This is a genomic window from Streptomyces sp. GDS52 (assembly GCF_052246875.1).
GTDB classification, from domain to species: domain Bacteria; phylum Actinomycetota; class Actinomycetes; order Streptomycetales; family Streptomycetaceae; genus Streptomyces; species Streptomyces cathayae.
Genome location: NZ_CM125966.1, coordinates 1,479,518 through 1,501,041 on the forward strand (window position 1 = coordinate 1,479,518; position 21,524 = coordinate 1,501,041).

General features: G+C 70.3%; 18 protein-coding genes. 8 read left to right on the plus strand and 10 right to left on the minus strand.

From position 1 onward, the window contains the following. The first annotated feature begins 107 nt into the window (after positions 1–107). Positions 108–884 carry an IclR family transcriptional regulator gene (locus tag ACTWJ9_RS06655; protein ID WP_443295334.1) on the plus strand — a complete coding sequence of 259 codons (777 nt, stop codon included), beginning with the start codon at positions 108–110 and terminating at the stop codon, positions 882–884. A 31-nt stretch (positions 885–915) separates the two neighbouring features. On the opposite strand, the gene ACTWJ9_RS06660 is transcribed toward ACTWJ9_RS06655, so the two are convergent. Further along, on the minus strand, positions 916–1,557 hold the full coding sequence (locus tag ACTWJ9_RS06660; RefSeq protein WP_279333317.1) for a TetR/AcrR family transcriptional regulator: 642 nt from the start codon (positions 1,555–1,557) through the stop codon (positions 916–918). Between the two features lie 346 nt (positions 1,558–1,903). Between ACTWJ9_RS06660 and ACTWJ9_RS06665 the strand changes: the two genes are divergently transcribed. Continuing rightward, positions 1,904–3,550, plus strand: a complete 1,647-nt coding sequence (locus ACTWJ9_RS06665; protein WP_443295335.1) for an MFS transporter — start codon at positions 1,904–1,906, stop codon at positions 3,548–3,550. Positions 3,551–3,617: 67 nt separating this feature from the next. After that, on the plus strand, positions 3,618–4,205 hold the full coding sequence (locus ACTWJ9_RS06670) for a YdeI/OmpD-associated family protein (protein ID WP_443295336.1): 588 nt from the start codon (positions 3,618–3,620) through the stop codon (positions 4,203–4,205). A gap of 76 nt (positions 4,206–4,281) precedes the next feature. On the opposite strand, the gene ACTWJ9_RS06675 is transcribed toward ACTWJ9_RS06670, so the two are convergent. The 4 genes from ACTWJ9_RS06675 to ACTWJ9_RS06690 form a co-directional block, all read right to left on the minus strand. Further along, the gene (locus ACTWJ9_RS06675) at positions 4,282–5,775 is read right to left on the minus strand and encodes a glycoside hydrolase family 3 protein (protein ID WP_443295337.1); all 1,494 of its coding nucleotides are present in this window, start codon (positions 5,773–5,775) and stop codon (positions 4,282–4,284) included. An 8-nt stretch (positions 5,776–5,783) separates the two neighbouring features. After that, on the minus strand, positions 5,784–6,614 hold the full coding sequence (locus tag ACTWJ9_RS06680; RefSeq protein ID WP_387039503.1) for a carbohydrate ABC transporter permease: 831 nt from the start codon (positions 6,612–6,614) through the stop codon (positions 5,784–5,786). Then, the gene (locus tag ACTWJ9_RS06685) at positions 6,611–7,597 is read right to left on the minus strand and encodes a carbohydrate ABC transporter permease (RefSeq protein WP_387039501.1); all 987 of its coding nucleotides are present in this window, start codon (positions 7,595–7,597) and stop codon (positions 6,611–6,613) included. The genes ACTWJ9_RS06680 and ACTWJ9_RS06685 overlap by 4 nt, the downstream gene beginning before the upstream one ends. An 88-nt stretch (positions 7,598–7,685) precedes the next feature. Beyond that, the gene (locus tag ACTWJ9_RS06690; protein ID WP_387039499.1) at positions 7,686–8,960 is read right to left on the minus strand and encodes an extracellular solute-binding protein; all 1,275 of its coding nucleotides are present in this window, start codon (positions 8,958–8,960) and stop codon (positions 7,686–7,688) included. 381 nt (positions 8,961–9,341) lie between these two features. Between ACTWJ9_RS06690 and ACTWJ9_RS06695 the strand changes: the two genes are divergently transcribed. Beyond that, positions 9,342–10,133 (plus strand): GntR family transcriptional regulator, encoded by a 792-nt coding sequence (locus tag ACTWJ9_RS06695; protein WP_279333328.1) that lies wholly within the window; start codon positions 9,342–9,344, stop codon positions 10,131–10,133. 84 nt (positions 10,134–10,217) lie between these two features. Here ACTWJ9_RS06695 and ACTWJ9_RS06700 read toward each other — a convergent pair whose 3' ends face one another. The 4 genes from ACTWJ9_RS06700 to ACTWJ9_RS06715 form a co-directional block, all read right to left on the minus strand. After that, entirely contained in the window at positions 10,218–10,775 is a 558-nt protein-coding gene (locus tag ACTWJ9_RS06700) for a TetR/AcrR family transcriptional regulator (protein WP_279333330.1), read from the minus strand. 12 nt (positions 10,776–10,787) lie between these two features. Next, positions 10,788–11,369 (minus strand): sugar O-acetyltransferase, encoded by a 582-nt coding sequence (locus ACTWJ9_RS06705; RefSeq protein ID WP_387039495.1) that lies wholly within the window; start codon positions 11,367–11,369, stop codon positions 10,788–10,790. Positions 11,370–11,421: 52 nt separating this feature from the next. Then, positions 11,422–12,645, minus strand: coding sequence for an MFS transporter (locus ACTWJ9_RS06710; protein WP_279333332.1), 1,224 nt, complete (start codon positions 12,643–12,645; stop codon positions 11,422–11,424). 137 nt (positions 12,646–12,782) lie between these two features. Then, positions 12,783–14,321, minus strand: coding sequence for a pectate lyase family protein (locus ACTWJ9_RS06715; RefSeq protein WP_279333333.1), 1,539 nt, complete (start codon positions 14,319–14,321; stop codon positions 12,783–12,785). 692 nt (positions 14,322–15,013) lie between these two features. Between ACTWJ9_RS06715 and ACTWJ9_RS06720 the strand changes: the two genes are divergently transcribed. After that, positions 15,014–15,901, plus strand: a complete 888-nt coding sequence (locus ACTWJ9_RS06720; RefSeq protein WP_279333334.1) for an MIP/aquaporin family protein — start codon at positions 15,014–15,016, stop codon at positions 15,899–15,901. Positions 15,902–15,965: 64 nt separating this feature from the next. Continuing rightward, entirely contained in the window at positions 15,966–17,483 is a 1,518-nt protein-coding gene (gene glpK, locus ACTWJ9_RS06725) for a glycerol kinase GlpK (protein ID WP_279333335.1), read from the plus strand. Positions 17,484–17,522: 39 nt separating this feature from the next. Here glpK and ACTWJ9_RS06730 read toward each other — a convergent pair whose 3' ends face one another. After that, positions 17,523–17,714, minus strand: a complete 192-nt coding sequence (locus tag ACTWJ9_RS06730; RefSeq protein ID WP_279333336.1) for a hypothetical protein — start codon at positions 17,712–17,714, stop codon at positions 17,523–17,525. A gap of 164 nt (positions 17,715–17,878) precedes the next feature. Between ACTWJ9_RS06730 and ACTWJ9_RS06735 the strand changes: the two genes are divergently transcribed. Together ACTWJ9_RS06735 and ACTWJ9_RS06740 are read left to right on the plus strand one after the other, a co-directional pair. Further along, positions 17,879–19,012: a glutathione-independent formaldehyde dehydrogenase gene (locus ACTWJ9_RS06735; RefSeq protein WP_384202878.1), complete on the plus strand. Its 1,134-nt coding sequence runs from the start codon at positions 17,879–17,881 to the stop codon at positions 19,010–19,012. A gap of 452 nt (positions 19,013–19,464) precedes the next feature. Beyond that, positions 19,465–21,453, plus strand: a complete 1,989-nt coding sequence (locus ACTWJ9_RS06740) for an ABC transporter ATP-binding protein (RefSeq protein ID WP_443295338.1) — start codon at positions 19,465–19,467, stop codon at positions 21,451–21,453. Positions 21,454–21,524 lie beyond the last annotated feature (71 nt).

The following is a 21,524-nucleotide window of genomic DNA, read 5'->3' on the forward strand; positions in this document are numbered from 1 at the left end:
GTGCGCCATGTCCACGGAACGGACATGTAAATTCTGGAGAGCAGAACAGCTGCGAGAAACCGCAGGCAACGACGAGATCCGGAACGGGCAGTACCGGGAGGTTCACCGTGGACAAGCCGCTCAAGACACCGCCGCCGTACGCCATCGCCAGCGTCGACCACGCGCTGCGGGCCGCGACGATGCTCCAGCTGGAGGGCTCACTGACCGTCACGCAGGTCGCCGAGCGGCTCGGGGTGGCCCGGTCGACCGCGCACCGGCTGCTGGCCATGCTGGTCTACCGGGACTTCGCGGTCCGGGACGAGAACCGGGTCTACCGCGTGGGCCCGGTGCTGGAGCTGGCGACGCACTCGCGTTCCCTGGTGTCCCGGCTGCGGACGGCGGCCCTGCCCCACCTGCACCGGGTGGTGGACCGGCTGAACGAGACCACGAACCTCACCATCCGCACGGGGGACACGGCCCGGTTCATCGCCAGCGTGGAGTGCGACCGGGCGCTGCGGGTCGGGTCCCGGGAGGGGATGGTCTTCCCGGCCCACCGGACGACGGGCGGCCTGCTGCTGCTCGCGGAACTGAGCGAGGAGGAGCTGGCGGAGGTGTACGCGAGCGAGCACTACCGCGACCGGCCCCAGGAGCGCCCGGACCTCGGCGCGCTGTCCGCGGAGCTGAAGGGCATCGCCCGCAGTGGCTTCGCCGTCAACCGGAACCGCTCCGAGCGGGGCCTGGTGGCCGTCGGGGTCCCGGTCCATGACGCCGCGGGCACGGTCCGGGCGGGCCTGTCGATCTCCCTGCCGGGCACCCGCTACGACCCGCTCGACCTGCAGTTCCTGGTCAGCACCCTGCAGGCTGCGGCCCGGGCCCTGAGCGCGGACCTGGCCGGGACGGCCTGAGAGCCCGGCCGCCCCTTTCCGCGCCCCGCGGTCAGCCGCGCCGTGCCTCCGGTACGTCCGGGGCGCCGGTGCTCAGCAGGCCGGTCCAGCTTTCGGCCAGGACGTCGACCACGGACGCGCGGTCGGCGCCCCAGCGGCCGGGGGTCCAGGTGCGGGCCACGTGGTCGAGCTGGGCCATCGCGAGCACACCGCGCAGGTGGCGGCTCCCGGGAGGGAAGCGGTCGGCCTGGTCGAGGCCCTCCTCGATGTCGCTGACGGCCTCCTCCAGCCACGCGTTCACCAGGCCGCGCAGTTCCGGATCGATCGCCGCCGCCTCGAAGGCGGCCACGGTGTAGGGGCGGATCGCCTCCCAGCGGCCGGAGATGCCGTACAGCCACTCGGTGATCGCCTCGCGGCTGCCGTCGTGGACGACCTCGACCAGGCGCCGGGCGGTCGAGCCGTGGACGGGTGAGTCGGTGCGTTCGAGCTTCTCGTTCAGCTCGCCGATGAGTGCCCGCATCAGGTCGCTGCGGGACGGGAAGTATGCGTAGAACGTCACCCGGGTGGTGCCCGCCGCGGCCGCGATGTCGTCCACCGTGGTGGCGGCGTAGCCCTTGGTGCGGAACAGCTCCAGTGCCGAGTCCAGCAGGAGCTTGCGGGTCATCTGCTTCTGCGCCGCGCGCAGCCCGGCCATCTCAGCGCCCCCGCTTCCTGGCGTCGGACGGCTCGGGGGACGGTACGGCCGTGGAGGCGGTCATGACGCTCATCCTATCGCCGACCTCCCGTTCGACAGCTCCACTCTTACCTCATGATCATTCTTCATACGCGCCGTACATTTCCTTGACGTGACGTAAAGCGAGTGTCATTCTCGCCGTCACCGCGCTTCGTTCGCCACCTTCCCGAAGCCCGGCCTGCGTCCCTCCCCCCATTCCACGCCACGTCACCACGTGGTCCGACGGGTCGCGTCCACCCCGTCACACCCATCGGAACCGGCCACGAAGAACCGGGCCGTCTCACCATCCCAGTCAGGGAGAACTGCAGTGACGCTCAACAACGGGACGACGACGTCCCCCGGCCCTTCCGCGGGGGCTGCCCGAAGGCCGGGCTACGCGGGCACACTCGCTGCCGCGAGCGCCGCGGTGTTCGTGGCCCAGCTGGCCAACGCCCTGCCGGCCTCGCTCAACGGACTCTTCCAGCAGGACCTCGGCACGCACGGATCCCAGCTGACCTGGATCACGGCGTCCTTCATGATCGCCGTGGTCGTCTTCGAGTTCACCTTCGGTGTCCTCGGCGACCTGTTCGGACGCCGTCGGCTCATCGCCTCGGGCGCGGCGCTCATCGTCGCCGGAAGCATCGTCTCGGCCGTCTCGCCCACCGTGCAGTGGCTGTGGGTCGGCGCCGCGCTCAACGGTCTCGGCGCCGGCGCCATGTTCCCCGGATCGCTCACCATGATCGCGGACGTCGCCCGCAGCGCGATGGAGCGGGCCCGCGCCATCGCGCTGTGGAGCGGCTTCCTGTCGGCCGGTGCGGCGCTCTCCCCCCTGATCGGCGGGGCGTTCGCCAAGGTCGGGTCGTGGCGGGGCTCGTTCCTGGTCCTCGTCGCGCTGGCCTTCGTCAGCATGGTGCTCTCGCTGGCCCTGGCCACCGAGTCGAAGGCCGCCGAGGGACGCCGGCTCGACGTCCCGGGCCAGATCACCTTCGCGATCGGTCTCATCCTGGTGCTGTACGCGGCCGTGGAGGGACCCGCGAAGGGCTGGGGCGCGCCGGACATCGTGGGCGCGTTCGCCGTCGGCGCGGGCTTCCTGACCGCCTTCCTGCTGATCGAGCGCCGCGCCGAGTCCCCGATCCTCAACCTCTCCCTGTTCAAGGACCGCGCCTTCGCGGTGGGCTCGGTCGTGGCGGTCATCGGCATGATCGCCTTCCTCGGCGCGTGCTTCGCGACGAGCATGTGGCTCGGCCCCGTGCAGCACCAGGACCCGCTGCGCGTCGCCCTCCCCTTCCTGCTGCTCCAGGGACCGGCGTTCGTCCTGATCCCGGTCGTCTCCCGGCTGCTCCACCGGGTCTCCCCGAACTGGCTGCTGACCTCCGGCTTCAGCCTGATGGCCGTCGGGTCGTTCCTGTGCGCCCGGCTGGACGTCACCGACCGGAGCCTGACCCCGTTCGTCGTGCCCACCCTGCTCATCGGCATCGGCTTCGCGCTGGCCGTCAGCTCGATCACGGCCGTCGCGCTGAACAGCGTGCCGGGCCGGCTGGCCGGCATGGCGAGCGCCACCACCAACATGCTGCGCGACCTCGGCTTCGCCCTGGGCCCGGTGGTCGTCGGCGCGGTCGCCCTCAGCCACGCGGGCGAGACCTTCGCCGCGAAGCTGGCCGGCGCGGACCTGCCGCCCGACCAGCTGGGCGCCGCCACGGAGATCGGCCGGGCCGCCGGACCGATCGCCGTCAACAGCCTGCCGCCGGACGCCCCCGGAGCGGCCGCGCAGGGCATCGCCCTCGACGCGCTGGGCAGCGGCTTCAGCCTCGCCTACACCGTGTGCGGGGTCGCCGCCGCGGTGGCCGCGGTCGTGACCGTGACCGGCATGGCCGGCATCCGCGCCCCCCGCGTCCTGGACACGGAACACGCTGACCACACAGCCGAGCAGAACCCGGCGGACCGGCCCCAGACCCCGACCACCGCCCCGGCGTAGCCGGCCGCCACACCGGCGGGGTCCGTGTCGTTGACCCCGCAGACGCGGACCGGGTTCCCTGTGTGCCATGGCTGACGAAGCGCGCACGGGGGACCCGGTCCTCGCCGTCGAAACGCAGGGCGAGTGGGAGAAGTGGCTGGAGGAGCACCACGACGAGCTGCCCGGGGTCTGGTTGCGGATTCCGAGGAAGGACTCCGGGCTGCCCGGCCCCGACTACGCCGCCGCCCTGGAGTCGGCACTGTGCTGGGGCTGGATCGACGGGCACAAGAAGAAGCTGGACGACACGCACTGGCTCCAGCGGTTCACTCCCCGGCGGCCGCGCAGCAAGTGGTCGATGATCAACCGGCAGAAGGCCGCCGCGCTCGTCGAGGCGGGCCGGATGCGGGAGCCCGGGCTGCGCGAGGTGGAGCGGGCCAGGGCCGACGGCCGCTGGGAGGCGGCGTACGCGAGCCAGAGCACCGCGACCGTCCCCGACGACCTGCGAGCCGCGCTGGACGCGGTCCCGGCGGCCCGCGACTTCTTCGGCGCCCTCGACAGCCGCAACCGGTACGCGATCCTCCACCGCGTCCAGGACGCCAAGCGCCCGCAGACCAGGGCGGCCCGTATCGAGAAGTTCGTCGCCATGCTCGCCGAGGGGGAGAAGCTCCATCCCTGACGACATGACCACGTGACGGACCGGCAGGCACGCGGAGAGGCGGTCCGGGCCCCGGGGTCCGGACCGCCTCTGTGCGTCAGCCCGCGACGATCGCCTCGGCCGCCGCCACACCGCAGACGCGGGCCGCGCCGTGCGTGGCGATGTGCGGGGTGCCGCGCGGCGCGGACTGCGGGACGCCCATCTCCACGACGACGGTGTCCGGCGCGGCGGCGAGCAGGGTGTCCAGGGCGGTGCGCATCCACGGGTGCCGGTGCTCGTCGCGGACCACGGCGACCACCCGCCGGCCGGCCGCGGCCTCGAGCACCCGCGCACCGGCGTCGGTGTCGGTGTCGGTGAAGTGGCCGGTGGTGGTGCCGGGCAGCAGCCGCTCCAGTTCCGCGCCGACGCCCCAGGGCGTCTCGTCGCCGACGGCGATGTTGGCCTCGGGACTGAAGGTGGCCACGTACACCGGTGCGGTGACCGGTGCCGGGGGTCCGGTGCGGGTGACGGTCACCGCGCGACGGGCCGCCGTGAGGCCGATCTCCGGTTCGGGGGCGCCCGGGGCCGGGGACCGCCGCGCCCGGGCGGTCCAGTCGGCCAGGGCACGTACCCGGGCGGCGGCGTCGGCGAGCCGTTCCTCGGGGAGTTCGCCGGAGCGGACCGCGGCGACGAGCGCGTCCTGGAGGCTCTGCACCGTGTCCTCGTCGCACAGTCCGCCGCCCACGCAGATGGCGTCGGCACCGGCGGCGACGGCCAGGACGGCTCCGTGTTCGAGGCCGTAGGTGCCGGAGATGGCGCGCATCTCCATGCCGTCGGTGACGATCAGCCCCTGGTAGCCGAGTTCGCCGCGCAGCAGGTCGGTGAGGATGCGGCGGGAGAGGGTGGCGGGGCGGTCCGGGTCGAGGACGGGGACCTTGATGTGGGCGCTCATGACGGCCCGGGTGCCGGCCGCGATCGCCGCCCGGAACGGCTGGAGTTCGCGTTCGTACAGGGTCGTCGTGTCGAGGTCGATGTGCGGGACGGCGTGGTGGGAGTCGACGCTGGTGTCGCCGTGGCCGGGGAAGTGCTTGGTGCAGGCGGCGACGCCGGTGGACTGCAGGCCCTCGACCCAGGCCGCGGTGTGCCGGGCCACCAGGTCGGTGTCCCGGCCGAAGGAACGCACGCCGATGACCGGGTTGTCGGGGTTGGCGTTGACGTCGGCCGAGGGCGCCCAGTCGAAGGTGACCCCGCACTCGGCGAGCCGGCGGCCCAGCTCCCGGGCGACGCCCCGGGTGAGAGCGGTGTCGTCGACGGCACCGAGGGCGTGGTTGCCGGGGAAGGAGGAGCCGGTGCGGACCTCCAGCCGGGTGACGTCACCGCTCTCCTCGTCGATGGCCACCAGCAGGTCGTCCCGCTCGGCCCGCAACTGGGCGGTGAGGGCGGCGACCTGCTCGGCGGTGGCGACGTTGCGCCCGAAGAGGCCCACGGAGGTGAGGCCCTCGCCGAGGCGGCGCAGCACCCAGTCGGGCGCGGTGGTGCCGGTGAAGCCCGGTTGCAGGACGGCCAGGGCGTCCCGGGTGAGGGTGTCGGTACCGGTGGTGAATGTCGTCATCGGGGGCGTTATCCCTTCACGGCGCCCGCGGTGAGGCCGCTGACGGCCTTGCGCTGCAGGTAGACGAAGAGGATCAGGATCGGGACGGCGAAGAGTGACGAGGCGGCCATGGTCGCGCCCCAGTCGTCGCCGAACTGGGTCTGGAAGCTGGACAGCCACAGCGGCAGGGTCTGTGCCTCGGTGTCCTTGTTGAGCACCAGGACCAGCGCGAACTCGTTCCAGGCGGTGATGAAGCCGAACAGCGAGGTGGCCATCAGGCCCGGGGCGAGCAGCGGCAGGATGACCCGGCGGAACGCCTGGGCGCGGGTGCAGCCGTCGACCATCGCCGACTCCTCCAGCTCCTTGGGCACGGCGGCGACGAAGCCGCGCAGCGTCAGGATGGTGAAGGGCAGGATCATCATCGTGTAGAAGAGCGTCAGCGGCACGAGGCTGTTCAGCATCGACGCGTCCCGCACGATCATGTAGATCGCGATGATCATGACTTCCCAGGGCGCCATCTGCGCCATCATGAAACCGATGACGAAGCCGCGCCGCCCCCTGAACCGCATCCGCGCCAGGGCGAAGGAGCCGGCCAGCGCGATGACCAGCGAGAAGACGACGGCCAGGACGGTGACGGTCAGCGAGTTGCGGACGTACGTCCAGAAGTGGTCGACGCCGGCCGCGGTCCTGAAGTGCTCGAAGGTGACGTCGGTCGGGAACCAGACCGGGTCCTCCGAGAGGATGTCGCCGGTCGGCTTGAAGGCCGTGGCGAACATCCAGTACACGGGGAAGACGCAGCCGATGAACAGGACGACGGCGGTGGCGTTGGGCCAGACCCGGGCAAAGAGCGAGCGTTTCACAGCCCGGCCTCCTCTTCGTTCTCCTGCTTGAGCACGATCCTGAGGTAGGAGGCGGTCAGGCCGAGCAGGATCAGGATGGTCAGGACCGCGATCGCCGCACCCATGCCGTAGTGCTGGTTGCCCATGCCCTCGACGTAGGCGTAGACGGGCAGGATCTCGGTGAGCCGGTCGGGGCCGCCGCTGTTGAAGAGATAGACCTGGACGAACGCCTTGAAGACCCAGATGATCTCCAGGAAGGTCGTCGCGTAGAGGAACGGCCGCAGGAACGGCATGGTGACCGCGGTGAAGCTCCGCCAGGCGCCGGCGCCGTCGAGGGACGCGGCCTCGTAGAGCTCGCCGGGGATGGTGGTCGTCGCCGCGTACAGGTTGATCGCGACGAACGGGACGGACATCCACACGATCAGCACGGTGACCACGAAGAAGGTCGACATCTGGCTGCTGGTCCAGCTGTAGTCGGCCATGGAGTGCCAGCCGAGCTTGTCCAGGACCCAGTTGACGACACCGAAGCGCTGGGCGAACAGCCACTGGTAGACGGTGGTGGCCGCCACGATGGGCATGGCCCAGGCCAGGACCAGGCCGAGCAGCAGGGTGAACCGCATCCGCTTGCCGAGGCGGGCGAGCAGCAGGCCGACCAGCGCGCCCAGGACCATGATCAGGACGACGTTGACCGCCGTGAACAGGATCGAGCGGAGGGTGACCCGCCAGAAGTCCCCACTGGTGAGGGTCTCCTGGTAGTTGTCGACACCGTTCCACTCGGTGACCCGCTGGATCAGCTGCCCCATGTTGAGGTTCTGGAACGACAGCAGCACGTCCTTGAGCAGCGGCCAGCCGAGCAGCAGCACGGTGGCCGCGCAGGCGGGCAGCAGCAACAGGTACGGGGCGAGCGCGCCGGCTCGCGATGGGGGCCTGCCGGGTGCCGGCCCGGTGTCCGCCCTGCGGACGTCCGCCGGGCCGGAGGGCGGCCGTTCGGTCTGCACGGTCATGCTCGCGATCTCTCTTCTCGACGTACCCGAACGCGGTGCGGGGGCCGTCGAGTGGCCGGCCCCCGCACCGGTCGGAGCGCGTGCGCTTCTACTGCTGCTGCGCCAGGCGCTTGTTGAACTCGCCCTCGACCTGCTTGGCCGCCTCGGCCGGTGACTTGCCGTTCAGCACGGCGGTCATGTACGTCTTGATCGGGTTGGGCGCGTTCTCCACCGCGGCCCACTCCGGGATCAGCGGGGTGGTTCCGCCGACGGCGGCGGCGGGTGCGGCGGCCTCGGCGGGGGCGTTGCCCTCGAGGTTGCCCTGCAGCGACTCCTTGTTGGGGATGACGCCGTTGGCCTTGGCCAGGGCGCCCTCGAACGTGTCGGACAGAGTGAGCTTCAGGAACTCCTGGGCGAGGTCCTGCTTCTTGCTGCCCGCGGCGACGGCGAGGTTGGAGCCGCCGAGGAAGACGCCCTCGGGCTTGTCGGCCGCGGCACCCGGGATGGTGAAGTAGCCGATCTCCTTCTCGATCTTCGGGTTGGCCTCGATGGCGATGCCGGCTTCCCAGCCCATGCCGATGAAGGCGCCTACGTTGCCCTTGGCGAAGACCTGGCCCTGCTGCGGGGTGGCCTCGTCCTTGTCCTTGGGCGCCTTGGACAGCGACTGGAACTTCTTGTAGGTCTCCATGGCGGCGACGACCTTCGGATCGTCGAGGTTGGAGACGTGCTTGTCGCCGTCCTTCTTGACCAGTTCGCCGCCCTCGCCGATGACGAGCCCGACGAAGTGGTACCAGTTCTGGCCCGGCAGGTAGATCGGCTCCGCGTCGGTCTTGTCGCCGATCTTCTTGAGCGCGTCGTAGAACTCGTCACGGGTCTTGGGGGTGTCCTTCAGCCCCGCGTCCGCCCAGACCTTCTTGTTGTAGAGGACGACGCGGTTGGCGAAGTACCACGGTGCCGCGTACTGCTTGCCTTCGTAGACGGACGACTCGTTGAGGGTCTCGGTCCAGTCGGCGCCGATCTCGGACTTGAGGTCGGTGAGGTCGGCGAGGCCGCCGGTCTTGGCGTAGGCCGGGGTCTGGGTGTTGCCGATCTCGAAGACGTCGGGCGGGTTCTCCTCGGACAGGGCGGTGGTCAGCTTCTGCTGGATGCCGTTCCACTGCTGGACCTCGAACGTGACCTTCGCCTTGGTCTTCGCCTCGAACTCCGTGGCCAGGTCCTTCTGCCAGTCGTCCGGCGAGGAGCCGTCCATCACCCACACGGTGAGCGTCTGGCCCTCGTACCCGTTGGCCCCGGTGCTCTTGCCGTCACCGTCGTCTCCCCCGCACGCGGCGACGGAGAACAACATGCCCGCGACCCCGATCGCGGCTATCAGCTTGCGCTTCACGCGCCACCCCTCCTCAGGAACGCCTTCCACACCCACGCCTTCGGCGGTGACCCTCACAGCGGCGCGACACTCGGCGGGCTGGGACCCGGCTTCCTCTAAATGGTTTAGACCAGCAGGGGGAGCTTGGCCTAGACCTATGGCCCTGTCAAGGGTCGCGCCGCCAATCCCCCGGACCAGCTTCCGGCACCCCCGCACGGACCTGCACGTCCTCCCGAACTCCCCTCAAACAGGGACGTGTCGAGGCTTGGACTAGACCAAAGAGGGGCGTGCGGTTATAACGGGACCGCCGAGTGTGCGGCGCCGAATCCGGCCGTCCGCCGACGTGCACCGCGGTCGGCGCCTGCCGCCCGCGCGCCGGACACCGCAGCCGGAAGGCAGGTCATGAACACCGACCTCAGCAGCGCCCAGGCCGTCCCGGGAACACCGGACCGCACCGACCGCGTACCGAAGTACTACCGCGTCAAGCAGCGGTTACTGCGGATGACCGAGGCGCGCGCGCCGGGGTCGCCGATGCCGCCCGAGCGCTTCCTCGCCCTCGAGTTCCGCACCTCCCGCACCACCGTGCGCAAGGCGCTGCAGGAGCTGGTGAGCGAGGGGCGGCTGGTCCGCATCCAGGGCAAGGGCACCTTCGTCGCCCGTCCGAAGATCTACCGGACGCTCCAACTGACCTCGTACACCGAGGACATGCGCAACCAGGGGCTCACCGCCGCCTCCCGGGTCCTGAACATCGACCACATCGCGGCCGACGAGGAGCTGGCGGCCCTGCTCGAGGTGGAACGGGGTGAGCGCGTCCTGCGCGTGGAGCGGCTGCGGCTGGCCGGGGGCGAACCCATGGCGATCGAGGCGACCCATCTGTCCGCACGCCGCTTCCCCGGCCTGCGCCGGAACCTGGCCCGCCGCACCTCGCTCTACACGACGCTCGCCGAGGTGTACGGGGTGCGCCTGGCGGAGGCCGACGAGACCATCGAGACCTCGCCCGCCACACCGCGGGAGGCCGGTCTGCTCCACACCGACGTGGGCCTGCCGATGCTGCTGCTGTCCCGCCACTCCCGGGACGAGCGGGGGACACCGGTGGAGTGGGTGCGCGCGGTGTACCGCGGCTCGCGCTACCGGTTCACGGCGATCCTGACGCCGCCGACACCGCCGACACCGCCGAAGCCTCCAGCACCGTGAGCCGGCCCGGTCGGGCCCGTGCGGCACAGTGGTCAGGACTGTGCCGCACGGGCGGCTGGGGGGACCGGCCGGGCGTGGCGCCGATCAAGGCTCCCGGCGGTCCGTCGTGGTGATGCGGGCGATCGCCTCGAGGGTCAGGGACCGCTCGTGCGGCTCCCGCGACAAGGCGCGATGGAGCGTCAATCCCTCGATGAGGGCGTCGAGCTGGCGGGCGGTGTCCGGGTCGAAGTGCTTCTCGAGGTGGCTGCGGCTGCGGCGCATCCACTCATGGGTGAGCTCCCGGTAGGCAGGCCGGCGGGCGGCGAGCGAGTACAGCTCCTGGGTCAGCACCAGGTCGCGCGAGCTGCCCTCGGACAGGGCGTGGACGAGGTCGGCCACGGCCGTACGGGCCTCCTCCCGGCCGGCCGGCGCCGCGAGGTAGGTGTCGAACACGGCGACTATGTGGCCGGTGAATTCGCTGAACGCCTCCCGCAGCAACTCGTCGATCCCGCTGAAGTGGTACGTCATAGACCCCAGCGGCACCCCGGCCCGTTTGGCGATCTTGCGGTGGGAGACCGCCGCGAGCCCCTCCTCGGCGATGAGGTCGAGGGCGGCGGCGATGATGCGCGCGCGCCGCTGCGGGTCGGTGTGTCCGGTGGCCATGGGCGTCGCGCCTCAGAGGGTCCGGACCGGACGGGCGGGGCTGCCGACGGCGACCACGTTCGGCGGCACGTCCTTGGTGACGACCGAACCGGCCCCGATCACGGAGTTGTCCCCGATGCTCACGCCGGGCAGGACGATCGCTCCCCCGCCGATCCAGACGTTGTCGCCGATGGTGATCGGCTGCGCGGCCTCCAGCTTGTCGCGCCGGGGCTGCGGTTCCAGGGGGTGCGTGGGGGTGAGGAGCTGGACGCCGGGGCCGATCTGGCAGTCCTCGCCGATGACGATGGCGGCGACGTCCAGCGCGGTCAGGTTGTAGTTGACGAAGGTGCGCGCCCCGATGGTGATGTTGCTGCCGTAGTCGACGTACAGGGGTGGACGCACATGCGCCTGTTCGCCCACCGCGCCGAGCAGTTCGGCGAGGATCGCTCCCGCCGCCTCGGCGTCCTCGGCGTAGGCCGCCTGGTAGCGGGCGGCCAGGCGTACCGCCTGCTGCTGCCGGCGGGCGATCTCGGGATCGTCGGCGATGTAGAGGTCGCCCGCCTGCATCCGTTCCAGGTGGGTACGGGGGTCCTGCGCGAAGTGGTCCGTCGCCATGGGAGCGACCGTACACCCAGAGCGTACGAACGTACACTCCCCGCGCCGGGGACTACCGCTTGACGCTGACGGTCCGCAGCACCCCCGCGCACACCACCACGAGCACACCCGCGAGGGGCACCACCATCAGCCCCAGCCGAAGGCCGGCCTCGTCGGCGACGAGCCCGACGACCGGCGGGGAGAGCAGGAAGCCCAGCCGCATCAGCCAGGAGACGATCGTGAGCCCCGATCCGGGCTTGAGGCCGGGCAGTTCGTCGGCCTCGAGCATGGCCGCGGGCACCAGCGTCGCCACGCCGAACCCGGCCGCGGCGAAGCCGAGGATCGTTCCGGGCACCGTGGGCACGGCCAGCGCCAGCCCCATGCCGACCGCGGCGATCAGGCCGCCGGCGCGGGCCACCGCGCGCTGGCCGAACCGGTCGACGAGCCGGTCGCCGAGGATCCGGCCGACGAACTGGGCGCCCACCAGGGCGATGAAGCCGGTTGCCGCCAGCGCCGCCGAGGCGTTCAGCGAGTCGGAGAGGTAGAGCGCGGCCCAGGAGTTGCCCGCGTCCTCGACGAGCGTGCCGGCCGTCGCGATCAGGACGAGCGCGATCATCACGTAGCGGACGCGTGCGGCCACGGCCGGACGCCCGTTCCGCCGCGGCGCCCCGCTCCCGGCACCCTTCTCGTCCGCGTCCTCGACCGGCTCGGTGTCGGGCCCGGGCAGGGCGAACCGCAGGGCGACACAGGCGGCGAGACCGAAGAGCACCCCCGAGATCGCCAGGTGCGCCCCGCGCGAGAGACCGAGCGCTATGGCGGCGGCGGCCATGGAGCCGCCGGTGACGGCGCCGATGGACCAGATGGCGTGGAAGGAGTTGATGATGGAACGCCCGTAACGGCGCTGCACCCGCAGGCCGTGGGCGTTCTGCGCGACATCGGTGATCGCGTCCATCGCTCCGGCCAGGAACAGCGCTCCCGCGAACAGCACCACCGAGTGCGCCATGCCCGCGACGAGGATCCCCGCCCCGGTCAGCAGGGTGCTCACCACCGCCACCCGCGCCGACCCCAGGCGGCGGATGAGGACCCCCGCCGCCATACCGGCGACGATGGCCCCCGTCGGGAACGCCGCGACGGCCAGCCCGTAGGCGGCGTTGCCGATGCCGAGATCCGCCTTGATCTGCGGATAGCGGGGCAGAAGGTTCGCGAACAGGGCCCCGTTGGTGAAGAAGAGGACGGCAACGGCCGCGCGAGCCTGCCGCTCGGCCAGTGCGGGCCGGCGCAGTACGTCAGTGGTCATGCGCCCGACCTTATCCGCGGAGCGTACGAACGTACACTCCTTTCGGGCGACCCTGTCCGAAAACACGAGCCCTCGGGTGCCGAGCCGATGCCCGGCACCCGAGGGGGGTGGGACGGCGACTCGCCCGTCCCTGTCCGTTATCCGCCGTAGGTCTCGAACTCGGCGATCCGCGGCGTGCCGCTCGCGCCGGTGACCTCGAAGGTGATCTTGCGCAGCGAGGTCCGCGCGAAGGAGACGGCGCCCGCACTGCTGCCGGAGGCCAGGACGGCACCGGTGTCGTGGTTGAGGAGCCGCCAGGACCGGACGGTGCCCTCGGAGCCCGACGCCTCCCGGATGTTGACCTTCGACACCGTGGCGTCGGACGACCACTTGACCGAGACGGAACCGGTCGAGCCGCTCGGCGACCAGTAGGTGCCGAGGTTGCCGTCGATCACGTTGCCGTAGCTCGTCCCGCCGGCCTTGCTGGAGCCGTCAGCACCGGCACCGAGGCTGAGGTTGGTCCCGGTGGGGGGGTCGGTCGGGTCCGTCGGGTCGGTGGGGTCCGTGGGGTCGGTCGGGGTGGGGTTCTGCGGCGTGCAGTTGCCGTCCGACACCTTCAGGCCCTTGTTGGCGCCCGCCGTCCGGTTCACCACGTCCGGTACGCAGTTGGCGGCGTCGAGCTTGTAGGAGTAGGGGATGGAGACCGAGGTGTTGGAGGTCGGGTTGGGGCCGGCGGGCTGGTTGTCGCCGCTGCGGGAGGACCAGGTCACGTTGTCGAAGATGTTGCCGCTGACCTGCCAGTAGCCGGCTTCGCTGGTGTAGAAGGTGCCGAGGACGTCCTTGGAGTCCTCGAAGTAGTTGTTGTCCACCTTGGCGCGCGCCCCGGCCCGGGAGTTGATGCCGGAGTCGTTGAGGCGCTTGTAGTGGTTGTTGTACATGTGGGCGATGCCGCCGCGCAGCAGCGGTGCACGGGAGTCGATGTTCTCGTACAGGTTGTGGTGGAACGTGATGTTGCCGTTGGAGCGGTCGCTCTCGCTGGATCCGATGAGGCCGCCGCGGCCGGAGTTGCGCAGGGTGCTGTACGACAGGGTCACGTACTGGGTGTTGTCCTTCATGTCGAAGAGGCCGTCGTAGCCCTCCGACTCCCCGCCGGACGCCTCCAGGGTGACGTGGTCGACCCAGACGTTGCGGACGTCGGTCTCCATGCCGATGGCGTCGCCGCCGTTGGAGGTGGGCGAGCCGGACTTCTTGACGTTCCGGACGGTCACGTTCTGGATGATGATGTTGCGGGCCTCCCGGATGTGGATGCCCAACTGGTCGAAGACGGCACCGCTGCCGACCCCGACGATCGTGACGTTGCTGATCTGCTTGAGCTCGATCACACCGGCGGCGGTGTTGCAGCTGCTGCCCGACACCTTGCTGGTGTTGCCGTGATTGATGGTGCCCTGGACCTCGATGATGATCGGGGTGCTGCTGCTGGCACGGTTGCACAGGGCGGTGTGGATCGCGGTGCCCGTGGTGGCCCGGACCGTCTGCCCGCCCGCGCCGCCGGTGGTCCCGCCGTTCTGGGTCGCGTAGCCGGTGGCACTGCCGGTCGCGGCCGACGCCGAGGGCATCGCCACCACCAGTCCGGTCGCGGCCGCGAGGGCCGCCGTGGCCAGCGTCGCGTGGAACCGCAGTGCTGCTGATCTCTTCATGCGGGCTCTCCCTGTTCACTTAACGTCATGGGCATGTCATGCAGAGTGCCGTCGAACGCCGTCGACTCGATGGAAAGCGCTTTCTCGCCGCGAGAATAGGGTGCCCCCGTCCGGACTGACAAGGCTCCGGACGTCATGAGTCCGCCCTTTCGTATCTCATACACCAGCTGCCGTTCACCTCCCGCCGGAAGCCGCACATGCAGCCCCGACACAGGGCTTCAGCAGCTGATGCGCACCGACAAGGGGTTCCACCCTCGCAGCTGCGGCTGCATGACCAGCGGACGCGCTCCCCTGGACCGGTCCGTGATCCGTGATCCGTGCTCCGCGATCCGTGCTCCGTGCTCCGTGAGAAGCAAGCAGCGGGCAGGGGGAGAAGCCCTGTGCCGATCCGTACCGGCGAGCCCCGGCCCCACCCGGCCGGCAAGGGTCCCACCGGCCGACGCCACCGGCTCCGGTCCTTCACGAGAGGTGGCGCGCCCTGGAGACCGAGGTGCGGTCCGGCGCACGGTCCGGTGCGCCGCCCGGGTGAAAGCGGCGGGCGAAGGGGGCGGTGAAAGCGGTGGACGGCGCGGGAATGGCGCATTACTCCATGGGAGGGAATTCCGGCGCCGCACAGGCGGGACGCACGAGGCGGCCATAGGCTTCCGGTAATGGGGAGGGCAAGACTGCGCCATTCCAGCCGAGGAGACCCGATGGCTGAACGCATTGTCCATCGACGTGGTTACCGAAAGGGCCTCGCCGGTGAGATGCTCGCAGAATTCATGGGGACATTCGTCCTTATTCTACTGGGCGTCGGATCGGTGGCCGTCGCCGTCGTCGGCCTGCCCGGATCAGGTCGGCAGACGGCGGACTTCGGCCCCGCCAACTGGCTCATCATCTCGTGGGGCTGGGGTCTCGCCGTGGTGTTCGGCGTCTATGTGGCCGGCGGTATCAGCGGCGCCCACATCAATCCCGCGGTGACTCTGAGCTTCGCCGTACGAAGGGATTTCCCCTGGCGGAAGGTCCTGCCCTACTGGCTGGCACAGGTCGTGGGGGCGTTCGTCGCCGCCGCGCTCGTCTACGCGTCCTACCGGTGGGCGATCGACGCGGCCAACACCAAGGCGGGTGTCCCGCGGGACCAGTCACTGGCGACATACTCGATCTTCGCCACATTCCCCGCTGAATACTTCGGGGGTTCCTGGTGGGGCCCCTTGCTCGACCAAATCATCGGCACCGGGATTCTGCTGCTGCTGATCTGTGCACTCATCGACACCCGCAATATGGCTCCGATGTCCAATCTGGGCCCTTTCCTCATCGGTCTGGTGGTCGTCGCGATCGGTCTGACGTTCGGCACCAACGCCGGCTATGCGATCAATCCCGCCCGAGATTTCGGCCCCCGGCTGTTCACTTTCTTCGAAGGCTGGGGCTCCATCGCCCTACCAGGAACCTTCCAATGGTTCAGCGGTTATTGGTGGATCCCCATTGTCGGCCCCCTCATCGGCGGCGTCCTCGGAACCCTCGCGTACGACCTGATCATCAGCCCGGTGCTCAAGGCCAGACTCGAGGACGCCGAAGAGGGTCCGGCCACCGAGCAGCCCTAGGGCCCGGCCGCAGGCGGACCCGCTCGCACAGATTCCCGCACGACCACGAGAAGAGGTGGCCGCGATGCCCGACTTCGTCGGCGCGGTGGACCAGGGCACCACCAGTTCACGCTTCATGATCTTCGACCACTCCGGGAACGAGGTGGCGAAGCACCAGCTCGAGCACCGCCAGATCCTGCCTCGGTCGGGGTGGGTCGAGCACGACCCGGTGGAGATCTGGGAGCGCACCAACACCGTGATCCAGAACGGCCTCCGCGCCGGGAATCTGTCGGCCACCGACCTCAAGGCCATCGGCATCACCAACCAGCGCGAGACCACCGTGGTCTGGGACCCGCGCACCGGCCGCCCGTACTACAACGCCATCGTCTGGCAGGACACCCGCACCGACAGCATCGCCGCCGCACTCGAGCGTGACGGCCACGGCGAGGTCATCCGCCACAAGGCCGGCCTGCCGCCGGCCACCTACTTCTCCGGCGGCAAGATCAAGTGGCTGCTGGAGAACGTGGACGGACTGCGCGAGGCCGCCGCGGCGGGTCACGCCCTGTTCGGCAACACGGACGCCTGGGTGCTGTGGAACCTCACCGGCGGACCGAACGGCGGGGTGCACGCCACCGACGTGACCAACGCCAGCCGCACCATGCTGATGAACCTGGAGACCCTGGACTGGGACGACGAGCTGCTGGAGATCTTCGGCGTCCCGCGCGCGATGCTGCCGGTCATCAACCCCTCGTCCCATCCCGAGGCGTACGGCCAGGCCCGCACCTCACGGCCGCTGAGCGCCCCCGTGCCGATCACCGGCGTGCTCGGCGACCAGCAGGCGGCGACCGTCGGCCAGGTCTGCTTCTCCCCCGGCGAGGCCAAGAACACCTACGGCACCGGCAACTTCCTGGTGCTCAACACCGGTACGGAGCTGGTGCGTTCGCAGCACGGGCTGCTGACGACGGTGGCGTACCAGTTCGCCGGCAGCCCGGCGGTCTACGCCCTGGAGGGGTCCATCGCCGTCACCGGCGCGGCCGTGCAGTGGCTGCGCGACCAGCTGAAGATCATCACGAGCGCCCCGGAGAGCGAGCGGCTGGCGCTTTCGGTGGAGGACAACGGCGGGATGTACTTCGTGCCGGCCTTCTCCGGTCTGTTCGCCCCGTACTGGCGCTCCGACGCCCGCGGCGCCATGGTCGGCCTGGCCCGGTACAACACCGGGGGACACATCGCGCGGGCCACGCTGGAAGCCATCTGCTACCAGAGCCGTGACGTGGTCGACGCCATGGAACAGGACTCGGGCGTGCACCTGGACGTGCTCAAGGTCGACGGCGGTGTGACCGCGAACGACCTGTGCATGCAGATCCAGGCCGACGTGCTGGGTGTGCCGGTCAGCCGTCCGGTGGTCGCCGAGACCACCGCACTGGGCGCCGCCTACGCCGCCGGGCTCGCCACCGGCTTCTGGCGCGACACCGACGAACTGCGCTCGCACTGGCAGGAGTCGAAGCGCTGGAGCCCGGTGTGGAGCGAGGAGCAGCGCCAGGACGGCTACCGGGACTGGAAGCGCGCCGTGGAACGCACCCTGGACTGGGTCAAGGTCACCTGACCCGGCGGTCGGCACGGCGGTCGACGGTCGGCACGGCGGTCAGCGGTCGGCGATGTCCTCACGGAGGCCGTCGGAGAACTCCCACCATGACAGCGGGAGCCAGTCGCCGTTGACGAAGGCGTCCACTGTCGCGCCGCGACCACGGACCGTCACGGTCGTTCCCGGCGGGTAGGTGGTGCCGGACAGTCCGGGCACGGGGACGAGCAGGATTCCCAGCCTCTGTGCTGCCATGTTCCACCACTCCCTTCTCGGCGCGACGCCGATTATTCACATATCCGGAGATTACCGGTTTGCCTGATCGGGGAGTCCGGAGAATCATGAGAGATGAGTCACGCGGACAGCGCGGGCGGGGGCGTGGCCGTCGCACACGTATGCCGTCGAGTGGAGGTCTCAGCATGAAGGCCGTCGTGTACAAGGAGCCGTTCAGCGTCGCGGTCGAAGACGTCGAGAAGCCCAGCATCCAGCATCCGAACGATGTGATCGTACGGGTCACCTCCACCGCGATATGCGGCTCCGACCTGCATATGTACGAGGGCCGCACCGCCGCCGAGCCCGGCATCGTCTTCGGCCACGAGAACATGGGAGTCATCGAGGAGGCCGGCCAGGGCGTCACCTCGCTCAAGAAGGGCGACCGCGTGGTCATGCCCTTCAACGTCGCCTGCGGCTTCTGCACCAACTGCGTCGAGGGGTTCACCGGCTACTGTCTGACCGTCAACCCGGGCTTCCCCGGCGGCGCGTACGGCTACGTCGCCATGGGGCCCTGGAAGGGCGGCCAGGCCGAGTACCTGCGCGTTCCCTACGCCGACTTCAACTGCCTGAAGCTGCCGGCGGGACAGGAGCACGAGACCGACTTCATCCTGCTCGCGGACATCTTCCCCACCGGCTACCACGGCTGTGAACTCGCCCAGGTCCGCCCCGGTGAGAGCGTCGCGGTCTACGGCGCGGGACCGGTCGGCCTGATGGCCGCCTACTCGGCCCTGCTGCGCGGCGCGAGGAAGGTGTTCTCCGTGGACCGGGTCCCCGAGCGGCTGCAGAAGGCCGAGGAGATCGGCGCGATTCCGATCAACTTCGCCGAGGGCGACCCGGTGGAGCAGATCAAGGACCAGACCGAGGGCATCGGCACGGACAAGGGCGTCGACGCGGTCGGCTACCAGGCGTCGGCGCACGGCGCGGACCACGAGGAACCGGCGACCGTCCTGAACTCGCTCGTCGGTACGGTCCGGGCCACCGGAGCGCTCGGCGTGCCCGGCCTCTACGTCCCGTCCGACCCCGGAGGCCCGGACGAACAGGCCAAGCAGGGCATGCTCCTCGTCGCGATCGGCAAGCTCTTCGAGAAGGGCCTGCGGATGGGCACGGGGCAGTGCAACGTGAAGCGCTACAACCGGCAGCTGCGCGACATGATCATCGAGGGCAGGGCGAAGCCCAGCTTCGTCGTCTCCCACGAACTTCCCCTGGACCAGGCGGCGTCGGCCTACGACAAGTTCGACAAGCGCATCGAGGGCTACACCAAGGTGGTGCTGCACCCGTAACACCACGACGCTCCGGCCCGGGAAGCGAAAGCGTGAGCACCGAACCGCTCGAGTGCTCACGCTTCTCCCTGCCGGCCGACGACCGGTGCCGGCCGAGCCGTTCACCACACACCCACGGGTTCGTTCCGAGCGGCCGAACTGACGGCCGACCCACTCCGCTTCGAGCGGGACGGAAGGGGAGAACGGACCGGCACCGAGGTGCGGCGGGCCGCCAGGAGCCTCCGCCGCCGCTTGTGCACCGGGGGAACGGCGCCCTGACGCACGCGGGACAAAGCCCGGTCCGCGGCGTTCCCACCCGTCATCGCTCCCTTCACAGCCGGTCAGAGCCGGGGTGTGCGCGGGCGTGTACCCGGGGGTGTGCAACCGGCGGCGGTGACTGCTCCCTGTTCAAAGGGACGGCCACCGCGCAACTCTCGCTGGCGAACAGCGAATTCGCCCCCGGGAGGCGCACGGTGAAAAGGTTCTTCGGGAAGGTCCGACCGGCCGAGCCGGAGGTGTCCGACGCAGAGCGCGAACTGTTCGGCGGCCCGCTGCGCTACGACATGGGATGGTCCCAACACGAGAACGCGCGGCTGGACTTGACCCTGATGTCCGCACTCCGATCGATGCCGGCTCTGGTCGGCGCGACCCTGCGCATGGCGTGGAAGGCGGACCGCCGGGCGCTCATCGCCGTCGGGATCAGCGAGGTCGGGCAAGGCGTCGCCGCTGCCGTCGGACTGCTCGCCGTCAACGCCGTCATGCACGCCCTCCTCGGCTCCGGCAGCGCCGTGGAACGGCTGCACGCCCTGTTGCCCGGTCTGCTCGCCATCGCCGCGATCGCCGTCGTCAACTCGGTTCTCGCCGGATGGTCCACGTCCCGGGCGGGCCGTCTGGAACCGCTCGTCGAGCGGATCGCCACCACCCAGTACCTGGCTGCCGCCGTCTCCGTCGAGCTGGAGGCCATCGACGACCCGGACTTCCGCCGCCTGATCGACATCGCCCAGTACGGCCCGGCTTCCGCCCGCCGCATGATCGGCGCCTGTGTCGCCGCGCTGAACAGCACCATCTCCCTGGTGGCCACAGCCGGCGTGCTCACCGTCCTGCACCCGGCGCTGCTGCCCATGCTGATCCTCATCGCCGCGCCGCGCGGCTGGGGCGCCATGCGGGTGGCCCAGGAGCGCTACGTGTCGGTGATGAGCTGGATCGAACACCTGCGGGCCAGCCGCCTCATCGGCAATCTCCTGACCGAGCGCACCGCCGCCCAGGAAGTACGCATCCACGGCGTCGGTCCTTTCCTGCTCGGCCGGTACAAGCACATGGCCCGAAGCGCCGAGGCCGAGCAGGAGCGGCTGGCCTCCAGCAAGGCGGTCACCGAGTGGGTGGCCGCCGCGCTGTCCGGAGTGGCGATGGCGGCCACCTACGGAACCATGATCTGGCTGGTCATGAGCGGGCACATGAACCTGGCGGTGGCCGGCACCGCGGTGATCGCCGTCCGCTCCGGCTCGGCGAGCCTGGGGGCTCTGGTGATGAACATCAACACACTGCACGAGGAGTCCCTCTATGTCCGCGATCACGGACGCTTCCTGACCGAGGCCGCCCGACACGCCATCCCCAAGGCCGGCGATCCGGTCCCGAAACAGGTCCGGCAGGTCGCCCTCGACCGGGTCACCTACCGCTACCCCGATCGTGAGGCACCGGCGTTGGACCAGGTGACGCTCACCCTGCCCATGGGCTCGGTCACGGCCGTGGTGGGCGAGAACGGTTCCGGCAAGAGCACCCTCATGAAGATCCTCTCGGGCCTGCTGCTCCCCCAGGAAGGGATCGTGCGGTGGGGCGACTCGGACATCACCGGCCTGGAACGCTCCCAGGTCTTCGACCGCGTCGCACTGCTCACCCAGGATTTCGAACGCTGGCCCGTGACGGCCGCGATGAACATCCGCATCGGACGCCCCGGCCACGACGCCACGCCGGAGGACCTGCAGGCATCCGTCGACTACGCGGGGGCCGGCCCGGTCGTCGCCAAACTCCCCGACGGGTTGCAGAGCCTGCTGGCCCGTGTGTTCCGCGGAGCCATCGAACTGTCCGGCGGCGAATGGCAGAAGATCGGCCTGGCCCGCACCCACTGGCGTAGCTCGACCTCGTCGGCGGACAGCGTCCTCATCGTGGACGAACCCACCTCCGCCCTCGATCCGGAAGCCGAGATCGAGGCGTTCAGCCGCATCCGCCGGCTCGCCGCACCGCACCGCGCCGTCGTCCTCGTCACCCACCGCATGTCCGGCGTCCGCCACGCCGACCGCATCTACGTCCTGCACCGGGGACGCCTGGCCGAGCACGGCAGCCACGACGAACTCATGGCCGCCCGGGGGCGCTACGCCGCGATGTTCGACGCCCAGGCCGCCCAGTACATCCCCGCCGTCACCCTCCCCCGCCCCACCGCACCCGCCATCGCGGACCCCGCCTGACACCCCCGCCCGAAAGACCCGCTCACGCCGCGCCGCCCCTCCTCCCGCCCCTTCCGCCCCTCCCGGCGGCT

Coding starts and splice junctions, on each gene's coding strand:
- ACTWJ9_RS06670 (WP_443295336.1), top strand. CDS start 3,618: ATGGCTGACGAAGCGCGCACGGGGGACCCGGTCCTCGCCGTCGAAACG.
- ACTWJ9_RS06695 (WP_279333328.1), top strand. CDS start 9,342: ATGAACACCGACCTCAGCAGCGCCCAGGCCGTCCCGGGAACACCGGAC.
- ACTWJ9_RS06685 (WP_387039501.1), bottom strand. CDS start 7,597: ATGACCGTGCAGACCGAACGGCCGCCCTCCGGCCCGGCGGACGTCCGC.
- ACTWJ9_RS06730 (WP_279333336.1), bottom strand. CDS start 17,714: ATGGCAGCACAGAGGCTGGGAATCCTGCTCGTCCCCGTGCCCGGACTG.
- ACTWJ9_RS06660 (WP_279333317.1), bottom strand. CDS start 1,557: ATGGCCGGGCTGCGCGCGGCGCAGAAGCAGATGACCCGCAAGCTCCTG.
- ACTWJ9_RS06715 (WP_279333333.1), bottom strand. CDS start 14,321: ATGAAGAGATCAGCAGCACTGCGGTTCCACGCGACGCTGGCCACGGCG.
- ACTWJ9_RS06700 (WP_279333330.1), bottom strand. CDS start 10,775: ATGGCCACCGGACACACCGACCCGCAGCGGCGCGCGCGCATCATCGCC.
- ACTWJ9_RS06735 (WP_384202878.1), top strand. CDS start 17,879: ATGAAGGCCGTCGTGTACAAGGAGCCGTTCAGCGTCGCGGTCGAAGAC.
- ACTWJ9_RS06675 (WP_443295337.1), bottom strand. CDS start 5,775: ATGACGACATTCACCACCGGTACCGACACCCTCACCCGGGACGCCCTG.
- glpK (WP_279333335.1), top strand. CDS start 15,966: ATGCCCGACTTCGTCGGCGCGGTGGACCAGGGCACCACCAGTTCACGC.
- ACTWJ9_RS06710 (WP_279333332.1), bottom strand. CDS start 12,645: ATGACCACTGACGTACTGCGCCGGCCCGCACTGGCCGAGCGGCAGGCT.
- ACTWJ9_RS06720 (WP_279333334.1), top strand. CDS start 15,014: ATGGCTGAACGCATTGTCCATCGACGTGGTTACCGAAAGGGCCTCGCC.
- ACTWJ9_RS06705 (WP_387039495.1), bottom strand. CDS start 11,369: ATGGCGACGGACCACTTCGCGCAGGACCCCCGTACCCACCTGGAACGG.